This is a genomic window from Streptomyces sp. NPDC091387, assembly GCF_044756945.1.
Taxonomy (GTDB): Bacteria; Actinomycetota; Actinomycetes; order Streptomycetales; family Streptomycetaceae; genus Streptomyces.
The window spans coordinates 1-21643 of the sequence record NZ_JBIVTZ010000032.1; the positions used below are offsets into that span (position 1 = coordinate 1).

Sequence of the window (21643 nt, forward strand, 5' to 3'; positions counted from 1 at the left end):
AGATGACCCTGGCCGTCCAGCGCGGCGTTGCTGTTGCCCGCCGTGTAGTACTGCCGCTCGTGGTTGTCGACGTTGTCACCGGTCTCGATCTGCCACTTGCTGCCGTCCACGGCAGAACCGGCGGCACCGTCGAAGTCGTCGGTGAAGGACGCGGCGGCGGACGACTGGGTGGTGCCCGATTCCTGCGCCGAGCCGGGCGCCGCCGGGGCGCCGGAGGCGAAGCCGGAGGTGGCCGAGACGAGGGCGAGCACCGACAGTGCGGAGACCAGGAGGCGCCTGGTCAGGTGGGGGGAACTCATGGAATTTCCTTTCCGTACAGGACGGAGGAAAAGTGACTAACCATGCATATGACAAGTGGGGGCATGGCGGCCACGTGGGGGAGAGTTGGGGCCTTAGTTCACTACGTGATTTAAGAAGTGAACCAAGAGCGTGTCAAGGCTCCGTACAGGCCACAGTTCTTGCACGCACCGAATCCGCGCTGCTCCGGTACGTTCATCAGCTGGCCGGCTCCGGTGCGAGCGGCCTGCCGCAGCGCAGGTTCCACCGCCCCGACCTGCCGCTGAGCTCCGTGACCGTCAGCGGGACCACGTCGAGGCGCCAGAAGGCCTGCGGCGGGAGATCCAGTGCACGGACTGCCGCGGCGCGGATCACGGCAGGCTCGGCCACCCCCAGCACCCGGCCGCCGTCACTGCCGTCGGGGGAGTCGAGTGCGTCGAGCCACGCGCCCACTCGGGCGCACAGCTCCAGCAGCGACTCGCCCCCGTGCGGAGCGGCTGACGGATCCGCCAGCCAGGCCGCCACCCCCTCCGGCTCCCGCGCACTCACCTCGGAGAGCCGTGCGCCGGACCAGCGGCCCATCTCCCAGTCCCGGAGCGCGTGTTCGACGCCGGCCCGGAGGCCGAGCGCGTCCGCGGTGCCGGCGCAGCGCAGTGACGGACCCCGCAGACACCGGTCCGCGGCCGGCACCGCGTCCGCGGCTGCTCCGGCCTGCCGGAGCCCGGAGTCGTCAAGCGGTGCGTCACCGGCGAACCGGGCCTCGCGCAGCGCGGCGTTCATCGCCGGTGAGATCAACATCACCCGTACCGTCACTACCGCTCTCAACTCCCTGAACTGTGGCCACTTGGCCAAGCACACCATGACATCCGGGCCCTCGGTGCCGCGGACGGCACCATGGCGGCGCCCACGTCCAGGCGGTATGGTCGCGACGACATGACGAGGGTGTGACGGAAGTCCGGTGAGAATCCGGCACGGTCGCGCCACTGTGAACCCGTACCTGTGCGGGAAGTCAGACCCAGCACCTTCGTCTCAGGCACCACGATCGGGACGCGTGTTCCCTCAGGAGGTTCTGCCATGGCACAGACTGCTGCCCCCGCCACCGGCGCACCCGCCATCACCCCCATCTCGCTCAAGGCCATCGCCCCGTGGGCGGTCTTCTTCGGCATCGTCATGCTGATCCTGCTGTACTTCGTCGGCGCCGAACAGGGCGCCACCTCCGTCATCTCGGGTGCGGGCGTGCACGAGTGGGTCCACGACGGCCGTCACCTGCTCGGTTTCCCCTGCCACTGACCCACCGGGCTGATCCAGGGGAATCCCTCATGAACTCCATATCTGTCAGAGCCATCCTGGTCCGCGGCATGCTCGCGGGCCTCATCGCGGGCGCGCTCGCGATGATCGTCGCCTACTGCCTCGGCGAGTCCCGCGTGGACGCGGCCATCGCCCTCGAGGAGGCGCACAGCCACGAGCACGGCGGCGAGGAACTCGTCAGCCGCACCCTGCAGTCCACCGCGGGCCTCGCCACCGGTGTACTCGTCTTCGGGGTGGCCATCGGCGGCATCGCCGCACTCGTCTTCTGCTACGCGCTCGGCCGGATGGGCCGGTTCGGCCCGCGGGCCACGGCGGCGCTGATCGCGGCAGCGGCCCTGCTGACCGTGTACGTCGTGCCGTTCCTGAAGTACCCGGCCAATCCGCCGGCCGTCGGCAACCCCGACACCATCGGCAAACGCACCGGGCTGTTCTTCCTGATGGTCGCCCTCAGCGTGTTGCTGGCCGTCGCCGCGGTCATCCTCGGCAGGCGGCTGGCCCCCCGCCTGGGTGCCTGGAACGCGACGATCGCCGCAGCGGCCGGCTATGTGCTGCTGATCGGTCTCGCGTACGCCTTCCTGCCCGCGTTCAACGAGGTGGGAAGGGACTTCCCGGCCACCCTGCTGTGGCAGTTCAGGCTGGCCACGCTCGCGGTTCAGTTCACGCTCTGGACCACCTTCGGGCTGGTCTTCGGCTACCTCACCGAACGGCTGCTCGTGCCAAGGGCCGAGGCGGCCGAGGCCGGAAGCGGAACGGCGAAGCGAGCCGTCACCGCCGCAGGCTGACCGACGCGAACGCGCGGCCACGGACACGCGGTCCGGGCCGGAGCACGGCGGAACCCGCAGGGCGAATCCCTGCGGGTTCCGCCGTGCTCCGGCCCCGGCTCACTCCTGGGCGGGCCCGTTCCAGTCCACCCGGTAGTGCTTCAGTTGGGAGTCCTGCTTCACGAGGCGCATGCCCGCGGCGGTCATGACGCGCTGGGACGCGATGTTGTCGAGGTCGGAGTCCCCGTGCACGCAGGCGACGCCCCGGGCACGGGCGAACCGCAGCAGCGCGCGGAGCGCCTCGGAGGCGTACCCCATACCCCGGACCGACGGCACGAGTCCATAACCGATCACGACGTGCCCGTCCTCGTCGGGTACTCCGTGGAACCCCAGCCCTCCGATCACCGGCCCGTCCTCGCCGAGCCGTATCTCGTACGAGCCGAACGGGCTCGGATCCCCGGTGTCCGCACAGGTGTTGAGCAAGCGCGTGGCCGCCGCCCGCTCGCCGGGCGAGGGGTACCCGGCCGCCCAGCGGACGCCGTCCGGCGGCCGGCCCGCCACCACGTGCTCGGCGTCAAAGATGCTCATCGGACGGAGCAGGAGGCGCGGGGTGCTGAGGACGGTCATGGTTCAGGTGACTATCACGCGGTACAGGCGGGCCGCATCCGGATATCCTCCGGCCGAGGCCCGCCCGTACCGAACGTTTCGCATGTCTCCGGTGATCCCCGGGGGACCTGCGGCTACTCGCCGCCGGCCGGGGTGAAGTCCCCGGACAGTGCGGCGGCCACCCGCAGGTGCGTGGCCGCCTCCGTCGGGTGCCCCTGCCGCTCCAGCGTGCGGCCGAGCATCAGCCGTGCGTAGTACTCGACGGGATCGAGCTCCAGCACCGCGCGCAGCTCCGTCTCGGCCCGGCCCAGCCGCGCCGAGTGGTAGTAGGCCCTCGCCAGCAGCAACCGCACCGCGACCTGCTCCGGCGCCTCCTCGACGAGCCCGCCCAGAATCCGGGCCGCGACCATGTACTCCTTCGACTCGAAGAAGAACTGCGCCCGCTCCCACCGCTCGGCGGCGGTACCGAACTCGTAGTAGGTGTCGCTCATTCGTCCTCCTCGGTCGAGGCTCGCCGCGGGCCGGTCCCGTACGCGTCGCATCGCCACAACGCATCGAGATGGTTTAACATTCCACTAAATATTCGGCGTGGGCGACGCCCGCCCGGATCCCCGCGGGAATAGGTTGAGCGCCATGAGCAATCTCGATCGGCAGGCAGCACTCTCCGTCTGTGGAGGGCGCGGCTTCGTCGTCGCCGAACCGGTACGTGAACTCCTCACCCCGCGCCGCGTGAAGCTCGGGGAGTCCACCGAAGTGCGCAGGCTGCTGCCCAATCTGGGCCGTCGCATGGTCGGGGCATGGGCCTTCGTCGATCACTACGGCCCCGACGACATCGCCGACGAGCCCGGCATGCAGGTGCCGCCCCACCCCCACATGGGCCTGCAGACGGTCAGCTGGCTGCACGAGGGCGAGGTCCTGCACCGCGACAGCCTCGGCAGCCTGGCCACGATCCGCCCGTACGAACTCGGTCTGATGACCTCGGGCCGGGCGATCAGCCACTCCGAGGAGAGCCCCAGGTCGCACGCCGCGCTGCTGCACGGCGCCCAGCTCTGGGTCGCGCTGCCGGACGCCCACCGCGACGTCGAGCCGCACTTCCAGCACCACTCCGGCCTGCCGACGGTCACCGCCCCGGGCCTCACCGCCACCGTGATCCTCGGCGACCTCGACGGCGCGACCTCGCCCGGCACCGCGTACACCCCGATCGTCGGCGCGGACCTGGCGCTGAGCCGCGGCGCCGAGGCGCGTCTCCCGCTCGACCCCGACTTCGAGTACGCGGTGCTGTCGATGTCCGGCGAGGCCGAGGTCGACGGCGTACCCGTCCTGCCCGGCTCGATGCTCTACCTCGGCTGCGGTCGCACGGAACTCCCGCTGCGCGCGGAATCCGACGCCGGCCTGATGCTCGTGGGCGGTGAGCCCTTCGAGGAGGAGATCCTCATGTGGTGGAACTTCGTGGGCAGAACCCAGGACGAGATCGAGCGGGCCCGCGAGGAGTGGATGAACGGCGATCGGTTCGGCACCGTACGCGGCTATGACGGTGCACCGCTCCCCGCTCCGGCGTTGCCCCCGGTGCCCTTGAAGCCCCGGGGACGGGTCCGCTGACCTGCGCGGATACCGGTACCGGGTCGTCCTCGTGCCGGGCGATTCCGGGATCGGCGGCGGTTTTCGCCGAGGTGTGCCAGGAAGGCGACGGGGCCGAGGGGCCGTCGGCGCTCGCCAGTTCTTGCGCCAAGGTCGGTGCCGCCCAGGTGCTGCCTCTCACCCTGGCCCGCGGCCGCCGCACGTTGTCAGAGCCCCGCGGGGAGCGGCTTCGGTTCGCCGGGAGCCGCCCGGTTGCGACACGTGCGGCGAGGGCCGCATGCCCCGACGAGTGGCCAACTCGCCCTTCCGCTCGGCTCTGTCCTCAGTGACAGGTGCAGCTGGACATGCTCCCGCCTGTCAGTGGCAGTGGGAACGGTGCTGACGACCGGCCGGCGGCGACGCGTATCCGCTTGAGTTGTTGCTGGGCTGGAAGCACGCCGTGAGGCCGACGGATTGCCGATGGTCCCCAGAACGGGGCCGGTTGACCCCTGACCTGGGCGACGGGTGGGCCGGATGCTGGGGGCGAGCCTCCGGCATCCGGACAACGGAACAGGGGGCTGTTCACGGGCCCATGCGCCACAGGTTCGCAAGGGCCCCGGCATATCTGAGGAGCGAACCATGAGCGGTTCCAACGTACGAAGTGTGGTGGTCGGTGTAGATGCCTCGGCCCACGCCCAGGAAGCTCTCGACTGGGCCGCCGACGAGGCTGTCCTGCGCGGTGTGCCACTGCGTATCGCCCATGCCTGGACCATGGCCCCGCATCGTGTGCCGGGCACCGGCGGGGTCGGGGCCGCGAAGAGCCTGCTCCAGGCGGCGGAGGAGATTCTGGCTCGGGCCGGCAGCCGCGCCCAGGCGCGGCACAGCGGATTGCGGGTGGACTTCGAGGTGCTGCCCGAGGAGGCGGTGCCGGGGCTGATCCGGCTGGCGCGCGACGCCGAGCTGCTGGTGGTTGGCTGCCGGGGGCTGGGCCGCTTCAGGTCCGTACTGATCGGTTCGGTCAGCCAGAGCCTGGTTGCCCATGCGTCCTGCCCGGTCGTCGTCTTCCGCGGCCCCTCCGAGGCGGCTGATCCGGTGGCTGACCGGGCTGAGCCGAACGATACGTCGACGAGGTGCGATCCCGGTGCGGTCGTCCTGGGAGCGGCTCCGGGCGAGACGGCCGGGCCGGTGGCGTTCGCGTTCGCCGAGGCGGCCAGGCGCGGAGTCCCGCTGCTGGCCGTTCGCACCTGGATGTACCCGGCGAGTTACAGCCCCTACGTGGCGGTGCCGCTGGACGGCTCGGATATGTGCGACGAGCAGGAGAGCCGGGACTTGCTGGAGGTCATTGCCGCACCCCGCGAGGAGTACCCGGACGTGAAGGTGTTCACGGAGGTCGGGATGAGCGAGGCGGCCACGACACTGGTCCGCCTCTCAGCCGGGGCCGGTCTGGTGGTGCTCGGAGCCGACCGCAACCGCAACCGTTTCGCACCACCGACAGGCCGCGTCACCCAGCAAGTGCTGCACCACGCCCACGCTCCCGTCGCCGTCGTGCCCCACGGGCACTCCTGACGGGCCGTTCGGGTCCCCGCCATCGAAGGACGGTGAACGGCAGTGCCGCGAGAACCCAGCCGTCCGGCGGTCGGAGCACCAGGGCCACCACCTCGCCGAGCAGTGACGGCCTGCCGCAAGAGCCTCTTGGAATAGGGCCGTTCGGCTGCTGGATGGGGCCGGTGAGCCTCTGCGGTCCCGGAACCGGGCTCGGCAGGATACGGAGCAGCAGCACCACACACGGGATTGCGCACCGCGCATTGCCCACCGGAGTCCCGAAGGGACGTGCACACCATGGCAGTCAACGAGCGCACACACCGAAACACCGGAATTCGGTTTCCCGGCTGGCACCGGACCGCTTCACCCGCTGACCCCGGAGAGATCGCGGCAGGAGCGTCCAGCACCCGTGCGCAGGTGTTCGCCGGCGTGCGGCTGCTGCTCGGGGCCGTCTTCCTGTGGGCTTTCCTCGACAAGGCGTTCGGCTGGGGATACGCGACCCCGTCGGGCAAGGGCTGGGTCGACGGTGGCTCACCCACCAAAGGCTTCCTCAGCGGTGTAGCCGCAGGGCCGATGGAGAGCACCTTCCACTCCTGGGCAGGAGCCGGCTGGGTGGACTGGTCGTTCATGCTCGGACTGCTCGCCATCGGCCTGGCCCTGGTCAGCGGGATCGCCCTGAGGGCCGCCGCCGTGGCCGGCACGGTCATGATGGCGTTCATGTGGGTGGCCGAATGGCCGCCGGCCAGGCACCTGTCCGACGGATCGCCGAGCATGTCGAGCAATCCGATCGTCGACTACCACGTCGTGTACGCCGCCGCCATGATCGCCCTCGCTGTTGCTTCCGCCGGGACCACCTGGGGATTCGGTCGGATCTGGGCACGGTTGCCGATCGTCGAGCGCTACCGATGGCTCCGCTGAACCTTCAGCTGAAGGCATCGCCCACCCCGTGTGCGCCGCCCGGATCCCCGGGTCGGCGCACATGGCCGTCCGGCCCGCAGACACGGGACCAACGGCCCACTGCGTGGGACCGGGTGCGAGGCCGGCTCACCGCCGCAACCGAGGAAGCGAGTACCAGCCCGCTGCGCGTTGCCCGTAGACCTGTCCGTTTGCGGTGGGGTGGGCCGAACAGGGCGGGGCAGAGGGCCGGGCCCCCGACGGAATGCACGTAACGTGGCCTGGACCGCCGCCTCAGCGGCCACGGGCGGTCGGCGTTCCCAGGGAGACCCACATGATCGGCGAGACAGAGGACGACCAGGGCACATATCAACTGGACCCGTCGCTACGCGAACTCCAGACGCGGCTGGACCTGACCCGTGACGCGAGGGACCGGGTGCACAGCCTGCTGGGAGCGGTCCTGGCGGTGGGAAGGGAACTGGAGCTGGACCAGGTGCTACGGCACATCGTGGAGTCCGCGGTGGCACTGGTGGACGCCCAGTACGGGGCGTTGGGGGTGATTGGTGTGGGTCAGCGGCTGTCCCAGTTCATCACCGTCGGCTTCGATGACGCGCAGGTGGCGGCGATCGGTAGGCTTCCGGAGGGACACGGCCTGCTCGGGGAACTGATCCGGAACCCGGAGCCGCTCAGGCTGAGGGAGTTGTCCACGCATCCGGCTTCGTACGGCTTCCCACCCAACCATCCGCCGATGGACACGTTCCTCGGTGTGCCGATCTGGGTTCGCGGTGAGGTGTTCGGCAACATCTATCTGGCCGAGAAGCACGGTGGCGGCCAGTTCGCCGCCGAGGATGAGGAAGTGCTGAAGACCCTGGCTGTGGCGGCCGGTGTGGCGATTGACAACGCTTCGCTCTACAGCCAGGCACGGCAGCGCGAGCGGTGGCTCACTGCCAGCGCCGAGGTCACGAACAGCCTGCTCACCGGGTCCGGGCGTACTGATGTGCTGCAGTTGCTGGCCGAACGGTCACGGACCATTGCCGAATCGGACCTGGCCGTGATCGCTCTGGCCTTCGGCCCGGACCAACTCATCGTCGAAGTGGCTGTGGGCGAGGGGGCCGCGGCCCACCGGGGCTTGGTTCTGCCGGCGGAAGGGTCTTTCGTCGGGGCGGCCCTACACTCAGGAGAGCCGATCATCAGTGCTGCCGTCAACAAGGACGCGAGGATCACGGCCGGTTCGGCGCGCTGGCAGGGGCTCGGGCCCGCTGTCGCCGTGCGCATGGGGACGGCCAAGGGCGGAGTGCGCGGGGTGTTGATGCTGGCCCGCACCGAGGGGGGCGTCGAGTTCACCGCGGAGGACGCGGGCCCGCTGCTGGGTTTTGCCGGTCAGGCCGCGCTGGCCCTGGAACTGGCCGAGCGGCGTCGTGACGTCGAGCAGATCACCCTGCTGGAGGACCGTGACCGGATCGCCCGCGACCTGCACGACCTGGCGATCCAGCGACTCTTCGCGACCGGCATGACGTTGCAGAGTGCGGAGCGTTTCATAGAGCACCCGGAGGCACTGGAGCGGGTCCACCGCGCCGTGGACGATCTGGACGCCACCGTGAAGATAATCCGGTCGACCATCTTCGGTCTGCGGGCCCGCGATATCGGGCCCGGCGGCCAGGGCCTGCGGGCTCGCGTGGTGGACACCGTGGAGCGGGCGGTCGCCACGCTGGGCTGCACGCCCGCTCTGCGGATGGAGGGCCTGCTCGACACCGAAGTCCCCAGCGACCTGGTCGACAGTCTTCTGGCTGTGCTGGGCGAGGCGTTGAGTAATGTGACCCGCCACGCCGAGGCGCGGACCGTCGAGGTCGTGGTCGCGGCGACACGCACGGATCTGACGCTCACCGTGGTCGATGACGGGGTCGGTATCGCGGACGGCGCGGTTCGGAGCGGATTGGCCAACCTCGACGAGCGGGCCCGGCAGTGCGGGGGAACATTCGTCGTCGCTCCGCGGATCCCGCGCGGGACCCGACTGGAGTGGCAGGTGCCGATCAGGCGCGCCTGACATCGGGTTGCTGGACGGGGGCACGGAGACCGCGCGTCCTGGGACGCGTCGGGCCGGTCGGACGGCGGGCAGCAGCGCTCCGGAGCCGGTACTAGCGGAGACTCTGGTCCCGGTCCCTGCCCACCAGCATCGCGGCCTGAATGCGGCGCTCGACGCCGAGTTTGGCCAGGATGCGCGATATGTGGTTCTTGATGGTCTTTTCGGCGAGGAAGAGGGTCTCACCGATCTGGCGATTGGTCAGACCGTCTCCGATGAGGTTGAGAATGGCCATTTCGCGTTCGGTCAGTTGGGCCAGCACCGGATCGGCCTGCGGGGTCGGTGCCTGCGGACGTCGCAGACTCGCCATCAGACGTCCTGTGGTCGCCGGGTCGAGCATCGACTGGCCGGAGGCGACCGTGCGGACGGCGGTGACCAGATCGGATCCCTTGATCTGCTTGAGCACGTAGCCTGCCGCCCCGGCCATGATCGAGTCGAGCAGAGCATCATCGTCGTCGAAGGAGGTGAGGATCAGGCAGGCCAGCTCGGGCATCCGTGAGCGCAACTCCCGGCACAGGGTGACTCCGTTCCCGTCCGGAAGCCGCATGTCCAGGACAGCGACCTGGGGGCGGAGTGCGGGGATTCGGACCAATGCCTGTGCGCACGTTCCGGCCTCGCCCACGACCGCGATGTTCTCCTCTGCCTGCAGCAGGTCGCGCACTCCGCGCCGGACCACCTCGTGGTCGTCCAGGAGGAACACCTGGATCGGTTGGGATGCCCCGCTCGACGAGGAAATGGGGTCTTCCGGAGGACTTACCGCGTTCATGGGTCTTTCCTCGCAAAGGTGTGTCGTCGGACACCGGGCGGCAGGCGCGGCCGGGTGCTGCCAGCATGACCCTTGCGGAGGCCCTCCGCACAGGGCCGACCGGTCCCCTCTTCGACCCGTACGGCGTGGGGCGAGGGTATGTGGGAGCACGTCGCGGACGATCTCTTCTTGGGTCGCTGTGTCGTTACGCAGGAACACACGAAGGACGTCGCCGCGGCCTCCGCCTTCTCCTTGTCCTCGCTCAAGCAGAGACCGTCCGCGGTGAGGTGTGATGACGTCAGTTTCCACCGCGGGTCGGGGCCCGGCCGACGGTCGCCACGCGTCCGTCGTCTTCGCGTCGCGTCTTGACCGATCCGCCTCCTGTCGGAAACGGTGTCTCCTGGAGCGGAACGTTTCTCGGTTGGCCGGCCGCCGGTCCGACAGTGGGGGAGAGGTTGTCTGTGGGCAGGGAAACGGACATCGTGGTGGTCGGTGCGGGACCCGGCGGGATCGCGTGTGCGATCGCGGCGGCCGAGGGCGGATCACGCGTCGTACTCCTGGAGAAGACCGCCGACATCGGCGGAGCCCTGCCGTGGTCGGGCGGCCATCTCTCGGCCGGTGGCTTCTCGCTCCAGCGCGCGCGGGGTATCGAGGACGATCCCGAGCAGCACTGGCAGGATATCGCCCGGATCAGTAGCGGTACCGGGCGCGAGGACCTGACCCGGCTGTCGCTGGCGGAGCAGCCGTCCGTGCTGGAGTGGCTGCTCGACGCGGGTTTCGCCGTCGACCCGACGACGCCGCGCATCGTCCACGGGCACGAGCAGTACCTCGTCCCGCGCACTGTCCACGCGGCCGAAGTGCCGGGCGGGCCGGCCCTGCTGGCAGTTCTGCGCCGCCTGCTCGCTCCGCACCTGGCCTCCGGTGCCGTCCGGCTTCACTGTGGTGTCCGGGTTGTGGAGCTCTGTGCCGCCCCGGACGGCCGGGTGGCCGGCGTACGGACCGAGGGCGGCCGAGGTTTCGACGCGGCGGCCGTCGTCCTCGCCACAGGAGGATTCGGCCATGATCCCGAACTCTTCGACGAGTTGGACAACGCCCCGCTGACCACCTCGGCGGCGCCCACGGCGACAGGCGACGGTATTCGTCTGGGGCGTTCGGTGGGGGCGGGCATCCAGGGCCGGGGGAAGTACCTGCCGACCTTCGGCGGCCTGCCGCCAGAGCCCGGCACGCTCCGCGTGGACTGGCTGCATCGCCCGCAGCTCGTCGCCCCGGAAAGGCCGCCGTGGGAGGTGTACGTGGATGTGCGCGGGAGGCGCTGGACGGCGGAGGACGAGCCGTCCATCGACCGCAAGGAGCGTGCCCTGGCTCGCCTCGACCGGATGACCTTCTGGACGGTCTTCGACGCGCGGGCGCTCCGATCATCCCGGCCGATGGTGCACGGCTGGAGTCCGGAGGAGTTCGATGCCGCCTGCGGCCGCCGCCCCGGCCTGCACCGCGCGCCGGATGTCCCCGGCCTCGCCCGCCTGGCCGGCATCACACCGGGCGGCCTGGCCGAACAGGTGGCGCGCTACAACGGCTTCGTCGCAGCCGGGCGTGACCCGGAATTCGGCCGGACCCACCTGCCCGCGCCTCTGGTGGAGCCGCCGTTCTACGCGGTGGAGAACCGGCCGGTCACCGTCATCACCTTCGCGGGACTGGACGTCGACACCCGCCTGCGGGTGCTCCGTGAGGACGGGCGTGCGCTTTTGGGCCTCTACGCGGTGGGCGAGGTCATCGGGTCGGCGGCGGTCAACGGCAACTCCTTCTGTTCCGGGATGTGCCTCACTCCAGCCATGGCCTTCGGTCGCATCCTCGGACGTGCGCTGGCGGACCAACCCGGCACCCCGGGGCCGGCGGCTTGACCCCGGCGAGGGCCGGCCGCCGGCGGTGGTCTCACGAGTGCTGGAACGTGAACCCCGCCCGGCGCAGCAGTGCCGAGGAGATCGGGTGCGCCGGAGTGCGGATCTGCTCCCCGAAGGTGAGCGGTGGGAGGCCGGCGGCCGCGCACACCTTACCGAAGGACTCGGCGTTGGTGGGCGGCACCGTGGTGTCGGGCACGGCGTTGTAGAGGCCGCTCAGTTGCTCGGTCAGCACGAAGGTGAGCGCGCCCGCGGCGTCCTGGTGGTCGATGCGGTGGCGCAGAGCGCCCGACGCGAACGGCACGGTGCCACCGAGGTGTTCGTGAGCAAGTCTCACCCGCGCGGTGTCGTCCAGGTCTCCGGGATGCCCGGTGACGTCGGGGAGCCGTACGACCGCGCCCCCGGGCAGCGCCAGCACGGCGGCCTCGGCCGCCAGGAAACTCCGCGGGGACGCGTCCTCGCTCGTGGTCGGCGCCGTGTTCTCGTCGACGACCGGGCCGGCGGCGTCACCGTAGACGGAGACCGACCCGGCCATCACCACCCGGGGGTGGGCCGTCGCGGCCGCCCATGCGGTCGCCACCAGCGCTTCGGCGTACTCCGCTGCCCGGGCGGCCGGGTCCAGGGCCCGTCGCAGCCGGGGGCTGACCGTGAGGACCAGCCCGTCCGCCCCCTCGGCGACCCGCCGGATCGCCTCGGTGTCCCGGCCGGAAAGCACCACCGCCTCACCGCACACCTCAGCCACCTCCGCCCGTCGCTCCTCGGAGGTGGTGGTGCCCACCACCTCGTGCCCGTCCGCGCGCAGCAGCCGCGCGACGCCCCCGCCGACATTGCCGCAGCCGATCACGACATAGCGCACCCGACACACCTCCAAAAGGAAACAGTGTTCCACTGTGGCGCACGAGGCGTCGGCGCGCCAGTGCCGAAGCGCTGTTGGCCGCGGCGACGGTCCTGTGCCGCCGGGCCGCGCGGTGCGTCGTCGCGTTTCCATCAGGGAAACTATGTTGACGTAGGTGGAACCGTGGCAGTAGACAAGGGGGGTGCTCATCTCCGATCACCGCTGGGCCCGCGGAGGACGTCGTCATGCCTGATGCACCATCCCTGCCCGACCCGGTCCGGCGGATCATGGCCGGCGGGGTCACCGTCACCATGGCGGACGGCGTGCGCGAACGCGCCCTCGACTCCGCCGGCCGGACCGCGGTGGTCGACGGGGAACGCACTCTGACCTTCGCCGCGGTCCACGCGCGGTCGAACCGGCTCGCCCAGGCGCTGCTCGGTGCCGGTCTGGTACCGGGCGATCCGGTCGCGGTCCTGCTGGGTAACCGCCTGGAATACCCCGAGGTGGCCGCCGCCCTGGCCAAGGCCGGACTGCCGATGGTGCCCCTGGGTATCCGTCAGACCGGCCCCGAGGCCGCCTGGATCGTCGGGCACAGCAGGGCGCGCGCCCTGATCGTCCAGGGCGAGCGGGCCGAGGAAGTGCTCGACGCCCTTTCGGCGAGCGCCGACCGGATCGCCCTGGTGCTCACTGTGGGCGGGCCCGGCCCCGGGCGTGCGTACGAGGAGGCGCTTGCCACCGCACCCGACCGTGACCCGCTGGTACGGGTCGGCGGCGAAGACGTCTTCTGCATCCAGTACACCTCCGGGACCACCGGCCGTCCCAAGGGCGCGCTGCTCACCCATCGGGGCCGGGCACTGACCGCGCTGCTCTCGGCCCACGAGTGGGGGCTGGGGGCCGGCCGGACGAGCCTGGCGGTCGCTCCGATGAGCCATGGGGCGGGGTTCATGTTCGGCTTCGCGCCGGTCCTGACCGGTGGCACCGTCGTGATGCTGCCCCGCTGGGACCCCGCCCGCATGCTCTCCCTGGCCGAGGAGCACCGGGTCCAGTCCGTGTTCCTCGTGCCGACACATGCGCAGACCCTTCGGGCGCTGGGCGAGGACGCACCCGCCCGGCACCGTCTCGACGCCCTGGACACGCTGTACTTCAACGCCGCCGCTCTGCCGGTTCAGTTGAAGGAATGGGTGCTGGACGCCTTTCCGCTCTGCGGGGTGCATGAACTGTACGGTTCGACCGAGGGCGGCGTGGTCACCGACCTGCGCCCTGAGGACGCCCGCCGCAAGGCCGGTTCGGTCGGTCGGGCCTGGCATCTGACCGAGGTCCGCGTGGTCGACGACGAAGGCCGTGCCGTGCCCTCCGGCGAGCCCGGCGAACTGTTCAGCAGCTCTCCCTTCCTGATGGCCGGATACCTCGACGACCCCGAGGCGACCGCCGCCTGTACCGCGCCGGACGGCGCGCTGTCGGTGGGCGACGTCGCGACCATGGACGACGAGGGGTACGTGACCATCGTCGACCGGAAGAAGGACCTGATCGTCTCCGGCGGGCTCAACGTCTACCCGCGCGAGGTGGAGGAGGCGCTCCTGCGCCACCCGGCCGTGGCCGAGTGCGCGGTGGCGGGGACGGCCGACCCGGTGTGGGGTGAACGGGTCACGGCCTTCGTGGTGTGGGTGCCCGGCGCCGTCCCGGCCGCCGTCGAGGACCTCGCGGACTTCCTGCGTCCCCGACTGGCCGGATACAAGCTGCCGCGTCGGCTGGAGGCCGTGGACCGGCTCCCGCGCAACTCGGCGGGCAAAGTGCTCAAACGCGAACTCCGCGACGGGGCAGCCCCGTCGCGGCCGCAGAAAGATCCCAGTACGGCATGAGAAACGAAAGGCGGTGGCGCGGTGCGCCCGCATGTGGAACTCATCCATGAGGACGACTACGTATGGCACGTGGCCGAATTGCCGGGGGGTGCGGGCGAGGTGCGCGAGCGGCGGCTCAGCACCGACGAGGAGGACGGCTCCAGTGCGCTCTCCCTCGAGTTCGACACCGACTGGTCACGCGGAGCGGGTGTGCCCGCCGCCGACACCGAGTTCTTCGTCGTGTCGGGGCGGCTGACCTACGGCGACACACCGCTGGGGCCGGGAGGGTACGTCCAGGTGCCCACCGGGGTGCCGATGGAAGCCGTGTCGATCGACGCGGGCAGCCGGGTGCTGCACTGGCGCGAGTACGGCCCTGCCGACTTCGCCCTGGACGGTGAGCGCGCGGTGGAGGCCGACGGTGAGGTCACCGTGCGGGACCCGGAGGACATGGAGTGGGTGGCCGCCCCGACCGTGGGGCCGATCTCGCCGCTGTTCATCAAGTTGCTGCACCGTGACGAGAAGACCGGCTTCTACACCCGGCTGATCCTCGCTCCCAAGGGCTGGACGGATCACCGCCTGGCCCACCACCCCTGCTACGAGGAGTTCTACACACTCGCCGGGCGGATGACGTACAACTTCGGCGACATCGACCCGGGCACCTACTGTTTCCGCCCGCCGTTCGTCAAGCACGGTCACTTCGTCGCGGAGGAGGACACCACGTGGATCATCCGCTCGGACGGTGAACTCATCAACTGGTACACCACCGAGGAGTGGATCAACTGGGGAGGTGAGGCGGAGAACTACGAGCCCCACCAGGCACCGCAGCCCTCCACCATGCCGCTGCGTTCCCGCTCCCGGGGTGAGTGGACCCGCGACGGCATGTGACGGATCCTCCGGCGGAGCGGATCGCGGTGACGCGGTCGGCCCCGCCGGAGTCTGTACGTTCCGGCTGGTGGCCGGCTGGGCCGAGAACGGCTCGGCTATCCGGCGCAGCGGCACTCCCCGCCGGTGGTAACCCTCCGGAAGCGGCAGGGGATAGGGCAGGGCGGTTCCGTCGGACCCCGGCAGAGCGGGCCACAGTGCGTCGCCCTTGCTCTCCTCCATGCGACACGCGTGGTCGGAGGCCACCCGGTCGACCGTGCCGTCCGCTACACCCGCCCACGGCGCCTCGTTGTCCGCGGACGGACGTTCGGCGGACTCGCCTTGCCGCGCCCTCACCGGTCATCCGGAAACCGCGGGCGTCGCGGGAGCCTCGCCGACTTCACCCCCAGCGCCTTCGAGGACCCGCGGCGCCGGGCGCTCGCCGCGCGCGTCGAGGTCGTCCAGGACGCCGTCTGCGACGACGAGTTCCCGCACGCCTTCAGCGCTGTCCTGCGGGTCACCACGCACGACGGCGTCCATGTGGAGCACCGCGTGCCCGGTTCGCGCGGCGGCCCGGCGGCCCCTCTCACCCTGGAGGAACTGGAGGCCAAGTACCGGCTGGGTGCCGATCCGGTCCTCGGTGCCGACCGGACGGAGCGACTTGCGGTCCGGACGCGGGCGTTGCCGAGAGCGGGCAAGGGCTGCGCCCGACGGCTCCTCGACGGGTGCCGCCCGGAGGACCCGGAGCCGTCGGACGACTGACCGGGGCCCCGGTGGCGCTCTCAGCCGCCCGCCGCCAGTGTGCGGCGGGCGGCGCGCACCACGGCCTCGTCGACCATGCGGCCGTCCGCGCCGACGATGACCGGGTGGCCGTCCCGCACCGCCGCGTCGAACCGGTTCACCAGTTCGCTCGCCGCGTCGAGTTCGGCCTCCGACGGAGTGAACACCTCGTGCACCACTGGGATCTGCGCCGGGTGGATGCAGGCCCGGGAACGGTAGCCGAGGGCGCGCAGGGCCGTGGTGGAGCGGCGCAGGGCTCCCGTGTCGCGGTAGTCGGTGCTCACCGGGCCGACCGGCGGACCCACCCGGGCGGCGGCGCAGGCCAGCACGAGTGAGACCCGTAGCGGCAGCAACTCGCGCTCATCCGGGCTGGGTTCCATGCCCAGCTCGGCACGTAGGTCGGCCTCGCCGGCCTGCAGGTGCGCCACCCGGGGGGACGCCGCGAGCGCGGGCGCCGCCAGGACCGCCCCGGCCGACTCCAGCAGGGGCGACAGGGCGACGGACCCCGGAGTGAGTCCCAGCGCGGCCTCTCGCTCACCCACCACCTGGTCCACCGCCACCACATCGGCCGGGCTCTCGCACTTCGCGAGGCACAGCCCGTGGAGGGCGGGCGCGACCACGGCGGCGGCGTCCGCGAGACCCGTCGGGCCGGGGTTGACCCGGACCCACACCTCGGTCGGGCCACCGGGCGTGAGCCGGGCGAGCCAGTCGGCGGCGGCCTGGCGGGCCGCGTCCTTGGCGTCCGGGGCGACGGCGTCCTCCAGATCGACGATCACCGCGTCCGCGCCACGCTCCAGTGCACGGGCCAGCATTGCCGGACGGTCGGCCGGCACATAGAGATAGGAACGGGCCACCGGGTCACCCGATCCTGGTCGCGCCGGAGGTCAGCCGACGGGCGATCACGGTGCGCAGGATGTCGTTGGTGCCCTCCCCGATGCTCATCAACGCCGCGTCCCGGTACAGTCGTTCCACCACGAACTCCTTCGAGTAGCCGTATCCGCCGTGCAGTCGCATGGCGTCCAGGGCGGCCGTGATCGCCGTCTCGGAGGCGAACAGCTTCGCCATCCCGGACTCGGTGTCCACCCGTTCTCCGCCATCCGCGCGGGATGCCGCCCAGTACACGAGCAGCCGCGATGCCTGGAGGCGGGTGGCGATGTCCGCCAGGCGTAGTTGTACGGCCTGGAAATCATGGATCGGGCTGCCGAACGCGTGCCGTCCCGCGGTGTACGACAGCGCCGCGTCCAGCGCCGCCTGGGCGATCCCCACCGAGCGTGCCGCCACGTTGATCCGGCCGGTCTCCAGCGCGGACAGCGCCTGCTGCATCCCCCGCCCCTCGACCCCGCCGAGCAGGCAGTCCGCGGGCACCCGCAGATCATCGAGCAGCAGTTCGCAGGTCTCCGTCCCCTTGTAGCCCAGCTTGGGCAGGTCCCGGGTGACGGTGAAGCCCTCGGTCGCGGTGTCCACGAGCAAGATGCTCATGCCCCGGTGAGCGGGCTGAGCCTGCGGGTCCGTTTTCACCAGCACCGGCAGCACACCGGCGTGGCGGGCGTTGGTGATCCACGTCTTGGCGCCGTTCACCACGTAGTGTCCGCCGTCGAGCCGGGCCGTGGTGCGGATGCCCTGAAGGTCGGTGCCGGCGTCGGGTTCGGTCAGGGCGATGCCGCTGCGGCACTCACCGGTCGCCATCCGGGGCAGCCAGCGCGTGCGCTGCTCCTCGGTGCCGTGCCGGGCGATCAGCAGACAGGCCAGGGAGTGCGAGCCGAGGATCCCGGCGATGCCCATCCAGCCGCGCGAGATCTCCTCGAAGACCAGCGCGAAGGAGACCATGTCGGTCTCCAGCCCGCCATAGGCTTCGGGCACGGTGAGGCCGAACAGGCCCATCGTGCGCATCGTCTCGATGATCTCCGCGGGATGCCTGCCGGACTCCTCCCACTCGGTGGCGACCGGTTCGATCTCCCGGGTGACGAAGTCCCGCAGGGTCCGGCGGAAGAGTTCCTGTTCGGGGCTGAGGGTGAAGTCCACGGTTCACGGCTCCGGTTCGTCGGGCGCCACAACGGGCGCCGGGGTGAAGGCGGGCTGGCGCCGGCCGTCCGGCAGCGGCAGCCAGACGAGACGTACGAGCTGGTCGCAGCGGAACGAGTCGGGGTCGCCGAGCAACGGCACCAGCAGCACCGGGCCTTCGGCGAGCCGCACCCGGCCCACGGTGTACGGCACCGCGCGGCCCTCGGGCGCGCGGTGCACAGTGGTGAACGAGTCCAGCACCGCAGGACCGCGCACAGGCACCTGGCACAGTCCGTCGACGCCACCGCAGTGCACGCACAGCACACGCGGCGGATGCTGATGGCCCCCGCACGCCGGGCAGTGCTGGACGCTGAGTGTCCCTTCCCGAGTCGCCTGCCAGAACTCCTCCGTGACGGCGTCGGCGGGGGCCGGCGGGGGGCCGGGCAGGGCGGACGCCCCGGGGGCGCCGCTCACCGCGCGTCCTCCCGGCCGAGCACCACGGTCGCGTGCGTGGACAGGATCCCGCCGATGCCGTGTGCGACAGCGGTACGCGCCCCGGGGACTTGGCGGGCCCCGCACTCCCCGCGCAACTGCCGCACCGCCTCGATCAGCAGGAACAGCCCGAACATGCCGGGATGCCCGTACGACAGGCCGCCGCCCGAGGTGTTGACCGGCAGCTTGCCGCCGGGGCCGATGCGCCCATCGGCGACGAGCTCCCCGGCGCCGCCCGGCGGGCAGAAGCCGAGGGCCTCCAGCGACAGGAGCGTGGTGATGGTGAAGGAGTCGTATACCTGGACGACGTCCATGTCCCCGGGGCCCAGCCCGGAGCTGACCCATGCCCGGTCCGCGGCCGCCCGCGCGCCGCTGTCCAGCAGGTCGTCGGAGCCCGCCGACCCGGTGTGGGAGGTGGCCTCGCCGTAACCGAGCACCAGCACCGGGGGGCGGGGCAGATCGCGGGCCCGTTCCGCGGTGGTGAGGACCAGGGCGCCGCCGCCGTCCGTGATCAGGCAGCAGTCGGCGGTGGTGAGCGGGCTCGACAGCATCGGTGCGGCCAGCACCTGCTCCACCGTTAGCGGTCCGGCCGCGTGGCGATATGCCTCCGGGTTGAGCAGGGCCCAGGCCCGCGCGGCCACCGCGACCTCGGCCAGTACGCGACGGTCCAGGCCGTGCACGTGCAGATAGCGGCGGGCGGCCAGGGCGTAGTGCGAGGCGGGGAAGAGCGGTCCGGCCGGCGCCTCGAACTGCGCCTCCGGCGCGGCCACGTCGTACGGCTCCGACCGGCGGCGCCCCGACCGCTGGTCGGAGCCGTACGCGATGACGACCGTGCGGCACTGCCCGGCCGCCAGCGCCTGTGCGGCCCGTGCCACGTACATCTCGAAGGCGCTGCCGCCCGCGAACGTGGAGTCCGTCCACGCGGGCCGGATGCCGAGGTAGTCGGCGGCCTGGGTAGCGGCGAACCGGCCCGTCCCCGCGGTGGCCAGGCCGTCCACGTCGGACAGGGCCAGCCCGGCATCGTCCAGGGCCCGGGTGACGCCCTGGGCCAGCAGGGCGAGTGCGGGCAGGCCGGTGACGCCCAGATCGGACGTGGCCGCTCCGACGATCGCCGCCGTCATTCGGGGCCTCCGGCGTCCGGACCCGGTGGTGGCGGGGTGAGCGTCAGGGTCGCCCCGGCCGCACTCACCGCTGTGCGTGGCTTCGGGCCGGTCACCTCGACGCGTTGCTCGACGGTCACGAGGCCGTCGTCCCCGACCGTGGTGACGCGGCCGGTGCACACCACGCTCTCCCCGGCGAAAACCGGCTGTGCGAACCGGAAGTGGAGGGTGCGCAGCACGCACTGCGGGCCGAGCCAGCGCTGGAGCTGCTCGGCGAGGAGCGCGCCCAGCACCTGCCCGTCGACGACCGGCGCGGGCAGCCCGCGGGCCGCGACGTACTCGGTGTCGTAGTGCAGGCGGTGCCAGTCCCAGGTGGCGCCGGCGTAGGCCACCATCCGGTCGAGCGGGAAGGCGCGCCGCAGGGGCGGGACCACAGCCCCGGGCAGCAGCTGGGGGCCGGTCATCGGCCGCTCCCCTCGTCAGCGGCGGGCACGTCGTCGGCCGGGGCGAGGGCGATGTACAGCACGGTCTCCTGGTTCTCCGCCAGCAGCTCCCCGTCGGAGGTGTAGGCGCAGTGCGAGCGCACCACGAGCATCGGCAGGCCGTCACCGGTGGTCCGCTCGGTGACGGAGGAGAGCGTCCAGGTCGCGGTGATCCGGTCGTCCGGGCCCACCGGCCGGTGAAACGTGTAGGAGTTGCCGCCACGCACGGTCCGGGTGCCGGGCAGGGAGATGCCCCAGGTGTGGCCGGGGTATCCGTCCTCGTCCGGGGGCAGGTCCGCGTACTGGTTGGTCTCGCACACCAGGGTGGGCGGGGCGATCACGTCCGGATGGCCGTGGGCGCGCGCGTAGTCGGGGTCGAGGTGTAGCGGGTCCGCGTTTCCGGTGGCGAGCGCGAAGTAGCGGATCGCGGCCCGGCCCAGGACCTCCGGAGCGGTGTAGACGGCGGTGCGTCCGGTCAGCCGGGCGCGCAGTTCCTCGGTGAGCAGTGTGGGCATGGTCACCGCGCACCTCCCTCTACGGGGGCGGGCAGGACTGCGGTGGGGAACACCTCGGTGAGGAACTCCCGCCGCAGCAGGGTGGCGCAGCCGACGGAGGTGACGGCCGGCGTGGACGTGGCGCCCAGGACCCGCGCACGGGCGACGGCGACGGCGTACCGATCCCCGAGAGCGGGCGGGCACAGGTACTCCTCCACGGAAACCAGGTGCTCCGGGCCACCACCAGCGGCGGCCACCACCTCCAGGACGGCGCGCATGACGGTCTCGGTCTGTGCCACCGGGTCGCCCGGATACAGAGCCTGCTGGGTCTCCATGTCCAGTGCGGCGAACCCCGACATGTGCAGGGTGCGGCCGGCCAGCACGCCCGGACTGTAGGTGAGCGTGTCGTAGCGGCTCCAGCCGGGGTTGACGGAGCTGAGCGGGTGTCTGGACGCCGTGACGTCCAGCGCCACCAGGATGCCCGGCGCGTGCAGCCGGCTCATCAGGATGCCACCGGCGCCGGGGAACACCCCCGCGCCGCCCAGGAGTTCGCGGCGCGGTCCGGCGCAGCCCGGGTAGGCGCGGCGTGTGGCGGGGGTGGTGTAGTCGAAGGTTGTCACGGCGTGGTCGAGGCTCAGCCCGGCGCTCTTCAGGAGCCGGCCCGCCTTGCGCAGGCAGAACGCGTACTGGGCGGGGAAGTCGTCCGGGTGGGCGACGTCGCCGTGATCGTCGAGGGGCAGCACAGTGGGGAGGTGTACGGTGCCGTCCCCGGCAGCGGATCCGGTCCCGGCCCGTACGGCGAGCAGCGCGTCGGGATCGGGGAGGGACTCCACCACCACCGTGCGCGCGGAGCCGGCCGCGTCGGGGAAGACGGCGGCGCGGGCTGCCGTCAGCTCGTGGTGGGCGTCGAGCGCGGCGACGGTGACGAACTCGGTGAGCCGGACGGCCCCGGGGTGAGTGAGCCGGGCTCTCAGCGCGCCGTAGGCGGCGCGGGCCTGGGCGGCCGGCCCCGTCCCCCGGCCGAGGACGGTCACATCGGCGCGGCGGGTGGCCGGGGGGTGTACGGCGGTCAACGGGGCCTCCGGAGGGGGAGATG

Annotated in this window: 22 protein-coding genes, 1 pseudogene and 1 riboswitch; of the genes and pseudogenes, 10 read left to right on the forward strand and 13 right to left on the reverse strand. The window is 71.6% G+C overall.

What is annotated here, in order from left to right; genetic code table 11:
• Both ACIQM0_RS37560 and ACIQM0_RS37565 read right to left on the reverse strand, forming a co-directional pair.
• Window positions 1-299 (reverse strand): annotated as a pseudogene (locus ACIQM0_RS37560) (glycoside hydrolase family 16 protein); the annotation flags it as partial.
• Between the two features lie 196 nt (window positions 300-495).
• Window positions 496-1074, reverse strand: coding sequence for a histidine phosphatase family protein (locus ACIQM0_RS37565; protein ID WP_401295373.1), 579 nt, complete (start codon window positions 1072-1074; stop codon window positions 496-498).
• 137 nt (window positions 1075-1211) lie between these two features.
• Window positions 1212-1305, forward strand: a riboswitch (adenosylcobalamin (AdoCbl) riboswitch).
• Window positions 1306-1350: 45 nt separating this feature from the next.
• On the opposite strand from ACIQM0_RS37565, the gene ACIQM0_RS37570 reads away from it, so the two are divergent.
• Together ACIQM0_RS37570 and ACIQM0_RS37575 are read left to right on the forward strand one after the other, a co-directional pair.
• Window positions 1351-1566, forward strand: coding sequence for a CbtB-domain containing protein (locus tag ACIQM0_RS37570; RefSeq protein ID WP_362964241.1), 216 nt, complete (start codon window positions 1351-1353; stop codon window positions 1564-1566).
• Between the two features lie 29 nt (window positions 1567-1595).
• Complete coding sequence (locus ACIQM0_RS37575; protein WP_401295376.1) at window positions 1596-2366, forward strand: CbtA family protein; 771 nt, start codon at window positions 1596-1598, stop codon at window positions 2364-2366.
• Window positions 2367-2465: 99 nt separating this feature from the next.
• On the opposite strand, the gene ACIQM0_RS37580 is transcribed toward ACIQM0_RS37575, so the two are convergent.
• Window positions 2466-2972, reverse strand: coding sequence for a GNAT family N-acetyltransferase (locus ACIQM0_RS37580; RefSeq protein WP_401295378.1), 507 nt, complete (start codon window positions 2970-2972; stop codon window positions 2466-2468).
• 113 nt (window positions 2973-3085) lie between these two features.
• Entirely contained in the window at window positions 3086-3442 is a 357-nt protein-coding gene (locus tag ACIQM0_RS37585; RefSeq protein WP_401295380.1) for a tetratricopeptide repeat protein, read from the reverse strand.
• A gap of 142 nt (window positions 3443-3584) precedes the next feature.
• Here ACIQM0_RS37585 and ACIQM0_RS37590 point away from each other — a divergent pair, with 142 nt between their 5' ends.
• The 4 genes from ACIQM0_RS37590 to ACIQM0_RS37605 all read left to right on the forward strand — a co-directional run bounded on the left by ACIQM0_RS37590 (window position 3585) and on the right by ACIQM0_RS37605 (window position 8988).
• Window positions 3585-4550: a pirin family protein gene (locus ACIQM0_RS37590; RefSeq protein WP_401295382.1), complete on the forward strand. Its 966-nt coding sequence runs from the start codon at window positions 3585-3587 to the stop codon at window positions 4548-4550.
• Between the two features lie 597 nt (window positions 4551-5147).
• Entirely contained in the window at window positions 5148-6074 is a 927-nt protein-coding gene (locus ACIQM0_RS37595; protein ID WP_401295384.1) for a universal stress protein, read from the forward strand.
• Window positions 6075-6347: 273 nt separating this feature from the next.
• A complete protein-coding gene (locus ACIQM0_RS37600; RefSeq protein WP_401295386.1) occupies window positions 6348-6968 on the forward strand; it encodes a hypothetical protein in 621 nt (206 codons plus the stop codon).
• Window positions 6969-7278: 310 nt separating this feature from the next.
• A complete protein-coding gene (locus ACIQM0_RS37605) occupies window positions 7279-8988 on the forward strand; it encodes a GAF domain-containing protein (protein ID WP_401295388.1) in 1710 nt (569 codons plus the stop codon).
• A 91-nt stretch (window positions 8989-9079) separates the two neighbouring features.
• Here the strand turns inward: ACIQM0_RS37605 and ACIQM0_RS37610 are convergent, their stop codons facing one another.
• Window positions 9080-9790 (reverse strand): response regulator, encoded by a 711-nt coding sequence (locus ACIQM0_RS37610; RefSeq protein WP_401295389.1) that lies wholly within the window; start codon window positions 9788-9790, stop codon window positions 9080-9082.
• A gap of 440 nt (window positions 9791-10230) precedes the next feature.
• On the opposite strand from ACIQM0_RS37610, the gene ACIQM0_RS37615 reads away from it, so the two are divergent.
• Window positions 10231-11667 (forward strand): FAD-dependent oxidoreductase, encoded by a 1437-nt coding sequence (locus ACIQM0_RS37615; protein WP_401295391.1) that lies wholly within the window; start codon window positions 10231-10233, stop codon window positions 11665-11667.
• Window positions 11668-11698: 31 nt separating this feature from the next.
• On the opposite strand, the gene ACIQM0_RS37620 is transcribed toward ACIQM0_RS37615, so the two are convergent.
• Window positions 11699-12520, reverse strand: a complete 822-nt coding sequence (locus ACIQM0_RS37620; protein ID WP_401295393.1) for an NAD-binding protein — start codon at window positions 12518-12520, stop codon at window positions 11699-11701.
• Between the two features lie 224 nt (window positions 12521-12744).
• Here ACIQM0_RS37620 and ACIQM0_RS37625 point away from each other — a divergent pair, with 224 nt between their 5' ends.
• The 3 genes from ACIQM0_RS37625 to ACIQM0_RS37635 all read left to right on the forward strand — a co-directional run bounded on the left by ACIQM0_RS37625 (window position 12745) and on the right by ACIQM0_RS37635 (window position 15960).
• Window positions 12745-14358 carry a class I adenylate-forming enzyme family protein gene (locus ACIQM0_RS37625; protein WP_401295395.1) on the forward strand — a complete coding sequence of 538 codons (1614 nt, stop codon included), beginning with the start codon at window positions 12745-12747 and terminating at the stop codon, window positions 14356-14358.
• A gap of 21 nt (window positions 14359-14379) precedes the next feature.
• Window positions 14380-15222 (forward strand): DUF4437 domain-containing protein, encoded by an 843-nt coding sequence (locus ACIQM0_RS37630; RefSeq protein WP_326733357.1) that lies wholly within the window; start codon window positions 14380-14382, stop codon window positions 15220-15222.
• 318 nt (window positions 15223-15540) lie between these two features.
• Window positions 15541-15960 carry a hypothetical protein gene (locus ACIQM0_RS37635; protein ID WP_401295397.1) on the forward strand — a complete coding sequence of 140 codons (420 nt, stop codon included), beginning with the start codon at window positions 15541-15543 and terminating at the stop codon, window positions 15958-15960.
• A 20-nt stretch (window positions 15961-15980) separates the two neighbouring features.
• Here the strand turns inward: ACIQM0_RS37635 and ACIQM0_RS37640 are convergent, their stop codons facing one another.
• Genes ACIQM0_RS37640 through ACIQM0_RS37670 form a run of 7 tightly spaced genes read right to left on the reverse strand, consistent with a single transcriptional unit; the run spans window position 15981 to window position 21620 of the window.
• Window positions 15981-16832, reverse strand: coding sequence for an HpcH/HpaI aldolase/citrate lyase family protein (locus ACIQM0_RS37640; RefSeq protein WP_401295399.1), 852 nt, complete (start codon window positions 16830-16832; stop codon window positions 15981-15983).
• 4 nt (window positions 16833-16836) lie between these two features.
• Entirely contained in the window at window positions 16837-18000 is a 1164-nt protein-coding gene (locus ACIQM0_RS37645; RefSeq protein ID WP_401295401.1) for an acyl-CoA dehydrogenase family protein, read from the reverse strand.
• Window positions 18001-18003: 3 nt separating this feature from the next.
• Window positions 18004-18453 carry a Zn-ribbon domain-containing OB-fold protein gene (locus tag ACIQM0_RS37650; protein ID WP_401295403.1) on the reverse strand — a complete coding sequence of 150 codons (450 nt, stop codon included), beginning with the start codon at window positions 18451-18453 and terminating at the stop codon, window positions 18004-18006.
• Complete coding sequence (locus ACIQM0_RS37655) at window positions 18450-19592, reverse strand: acetyl-CoA acetyltransferase (protein WP_401295405.1); 1143 nt, start codon at window positions 19590-19592, stop codon at window positions 18450-18452. Before ACIQM0_RS37655 ends, ACIQM0_RS37650 begins: the two co-directional genes overlap by 4 nt.
• Window positions 19589-20035 (reverse strand): MaoC/PaaZ C-terminal domain-containing protein, encoded by a 447-nt coding sequence (locus tag ACIQM0_RS37660; protein ID WP_401295407.1) that lies wholly within the window; start codon window positions 20033-20035, stop codon window positions 19589-19591. The genes ACIQM0_RS37655 and ACIQM0_RS37660 overlap by 4 nt, the downstream gene beginning before the upstream one ends.
• Window positions 20032-20568, reverse strand: coding sequence for a MaoC family dehydratase N-terminal domain-containing protein (locus ACIQM0_RS37665; RefSeq protein WP_401295485.1), 537 nt, complete (start codon window positions 20566-20568; stop codon window positions 20032-20034). Before ACIQM0_RS37665 ends, ACIQM0_RS37660 begins: the two co-directional genes overlap by 4 nt.
• A gap of 2 nt (window positions 20569-20570) precedes the next feature.
• Window positions 20571-21620: a RidA family protein gene (locus ACIQM0_RS37670; protein ID WP_401295409.1), complete on the reverse strand. Its 1050-nt coding sequence runs from the start codon at window positions 21618-21620 to the stop codon at window positions 20571-20573.
• Window positions 21621-21643 lie beyond the last annotated feature (23 nt).

Coding starts and splice junctions, on each gene's coding strand:
- ACIQM0_RS37565 (WP_401295373.1), bottom strand. CDS start 1,074: ATGTTGATCTCACCGGCGATGAACGCCGCGCTGCGCGAGGCCCGGTTC.
- ACIQM0_RS37570 (WP_362964241.1), top strand. CDS start 1,351: ATGGCACAGACTGCTGCCCCCGCCACCGGCGCACCCGCCATCACCCCC.
- ACIQM0_RS37575 (WP_401295376.1), top strand. CDS start 1,596: ATGAACTCCATATCTGTCAGAGCCATCCTGGTCCGCGGCATGCTCGCG.
- ACIQM0_RS37580 (WP_401295378.1), bottom strand. CDS start 2,972: ATGACCGTCCTCAGCACCCCGCGCCTCCTGCTCCGTCCGATGAGCATC.
- ACIQM0_RS37585 (WP_401295380.1), bottom strand. CDS start 3,442: ATGAGCGACACCTACTACGAGTTCGGTACCGCCGCCGAGCGGTGGGAG.
- ACIQM0_RS37590 (WP_401295382.1), top strand. CDS start 3,585: ATGAGCAATCTCGATCGGCAGGCAGCACTCTCCGTCTGTGGAGGGCGC.
- ACIQM0_RS37595 (WP_401295384.1), top strand. CDS start 5,148: ATGAGCGGTTCCAACGTACGAAGTGTGGTGGTCGGTGTAGATGCCTCG.
- ACIQM0_RS37600 (WP_401295386.1), top strand. CDS start 6,348: ATGGCAGTCAACGAGCGCACACACCGAAACACCGGAATTCGGTTTCCC.
- ACIQM0_RS37605 (WP_401295388.1), top strand. CDS start 7,279: ATGATCGGCGAGACAGAGGACGACCAGGGCACATATCAACTGGACCCG.
- ACIQM0_RS37610 (WP_401295389.1), bottom strand. CDS start 9,790: ATGAACGCGGTAAGTCCTCCGGAAGACCCCATTTCCTCGTCGAGCGGG.
- ACIQM0_RS37625 (WP_401295395.1), top strand. CDS start 12,745: ATGCCTGATGCACCATCCCTGCCCGACCCGGTCCGGCGGATCATGGCC.
- ACIQM0_RS37655 (WP_401295405.1), bottom strand. CDS start 19,592: ATGACGGCGGCGATCGTCGGAGCGGCCACGTCCGATCTGGGCGTCACC.
- ACIQM0_RS37660 (WP_401295407.1), bottom strand. CDS start 20,035: ATGACCGGCCCCCAGCTGCTGCCCGGGGCTGTGGTCCCGCCCCTGCGG.
- ACIQM0_RS37665 (WP_401295485.1), bottom strand. CDS start 20,568: ATGCCCACACTGCTCACCGAGGAACTGCGCGCCCGGCTGACCGGACGC.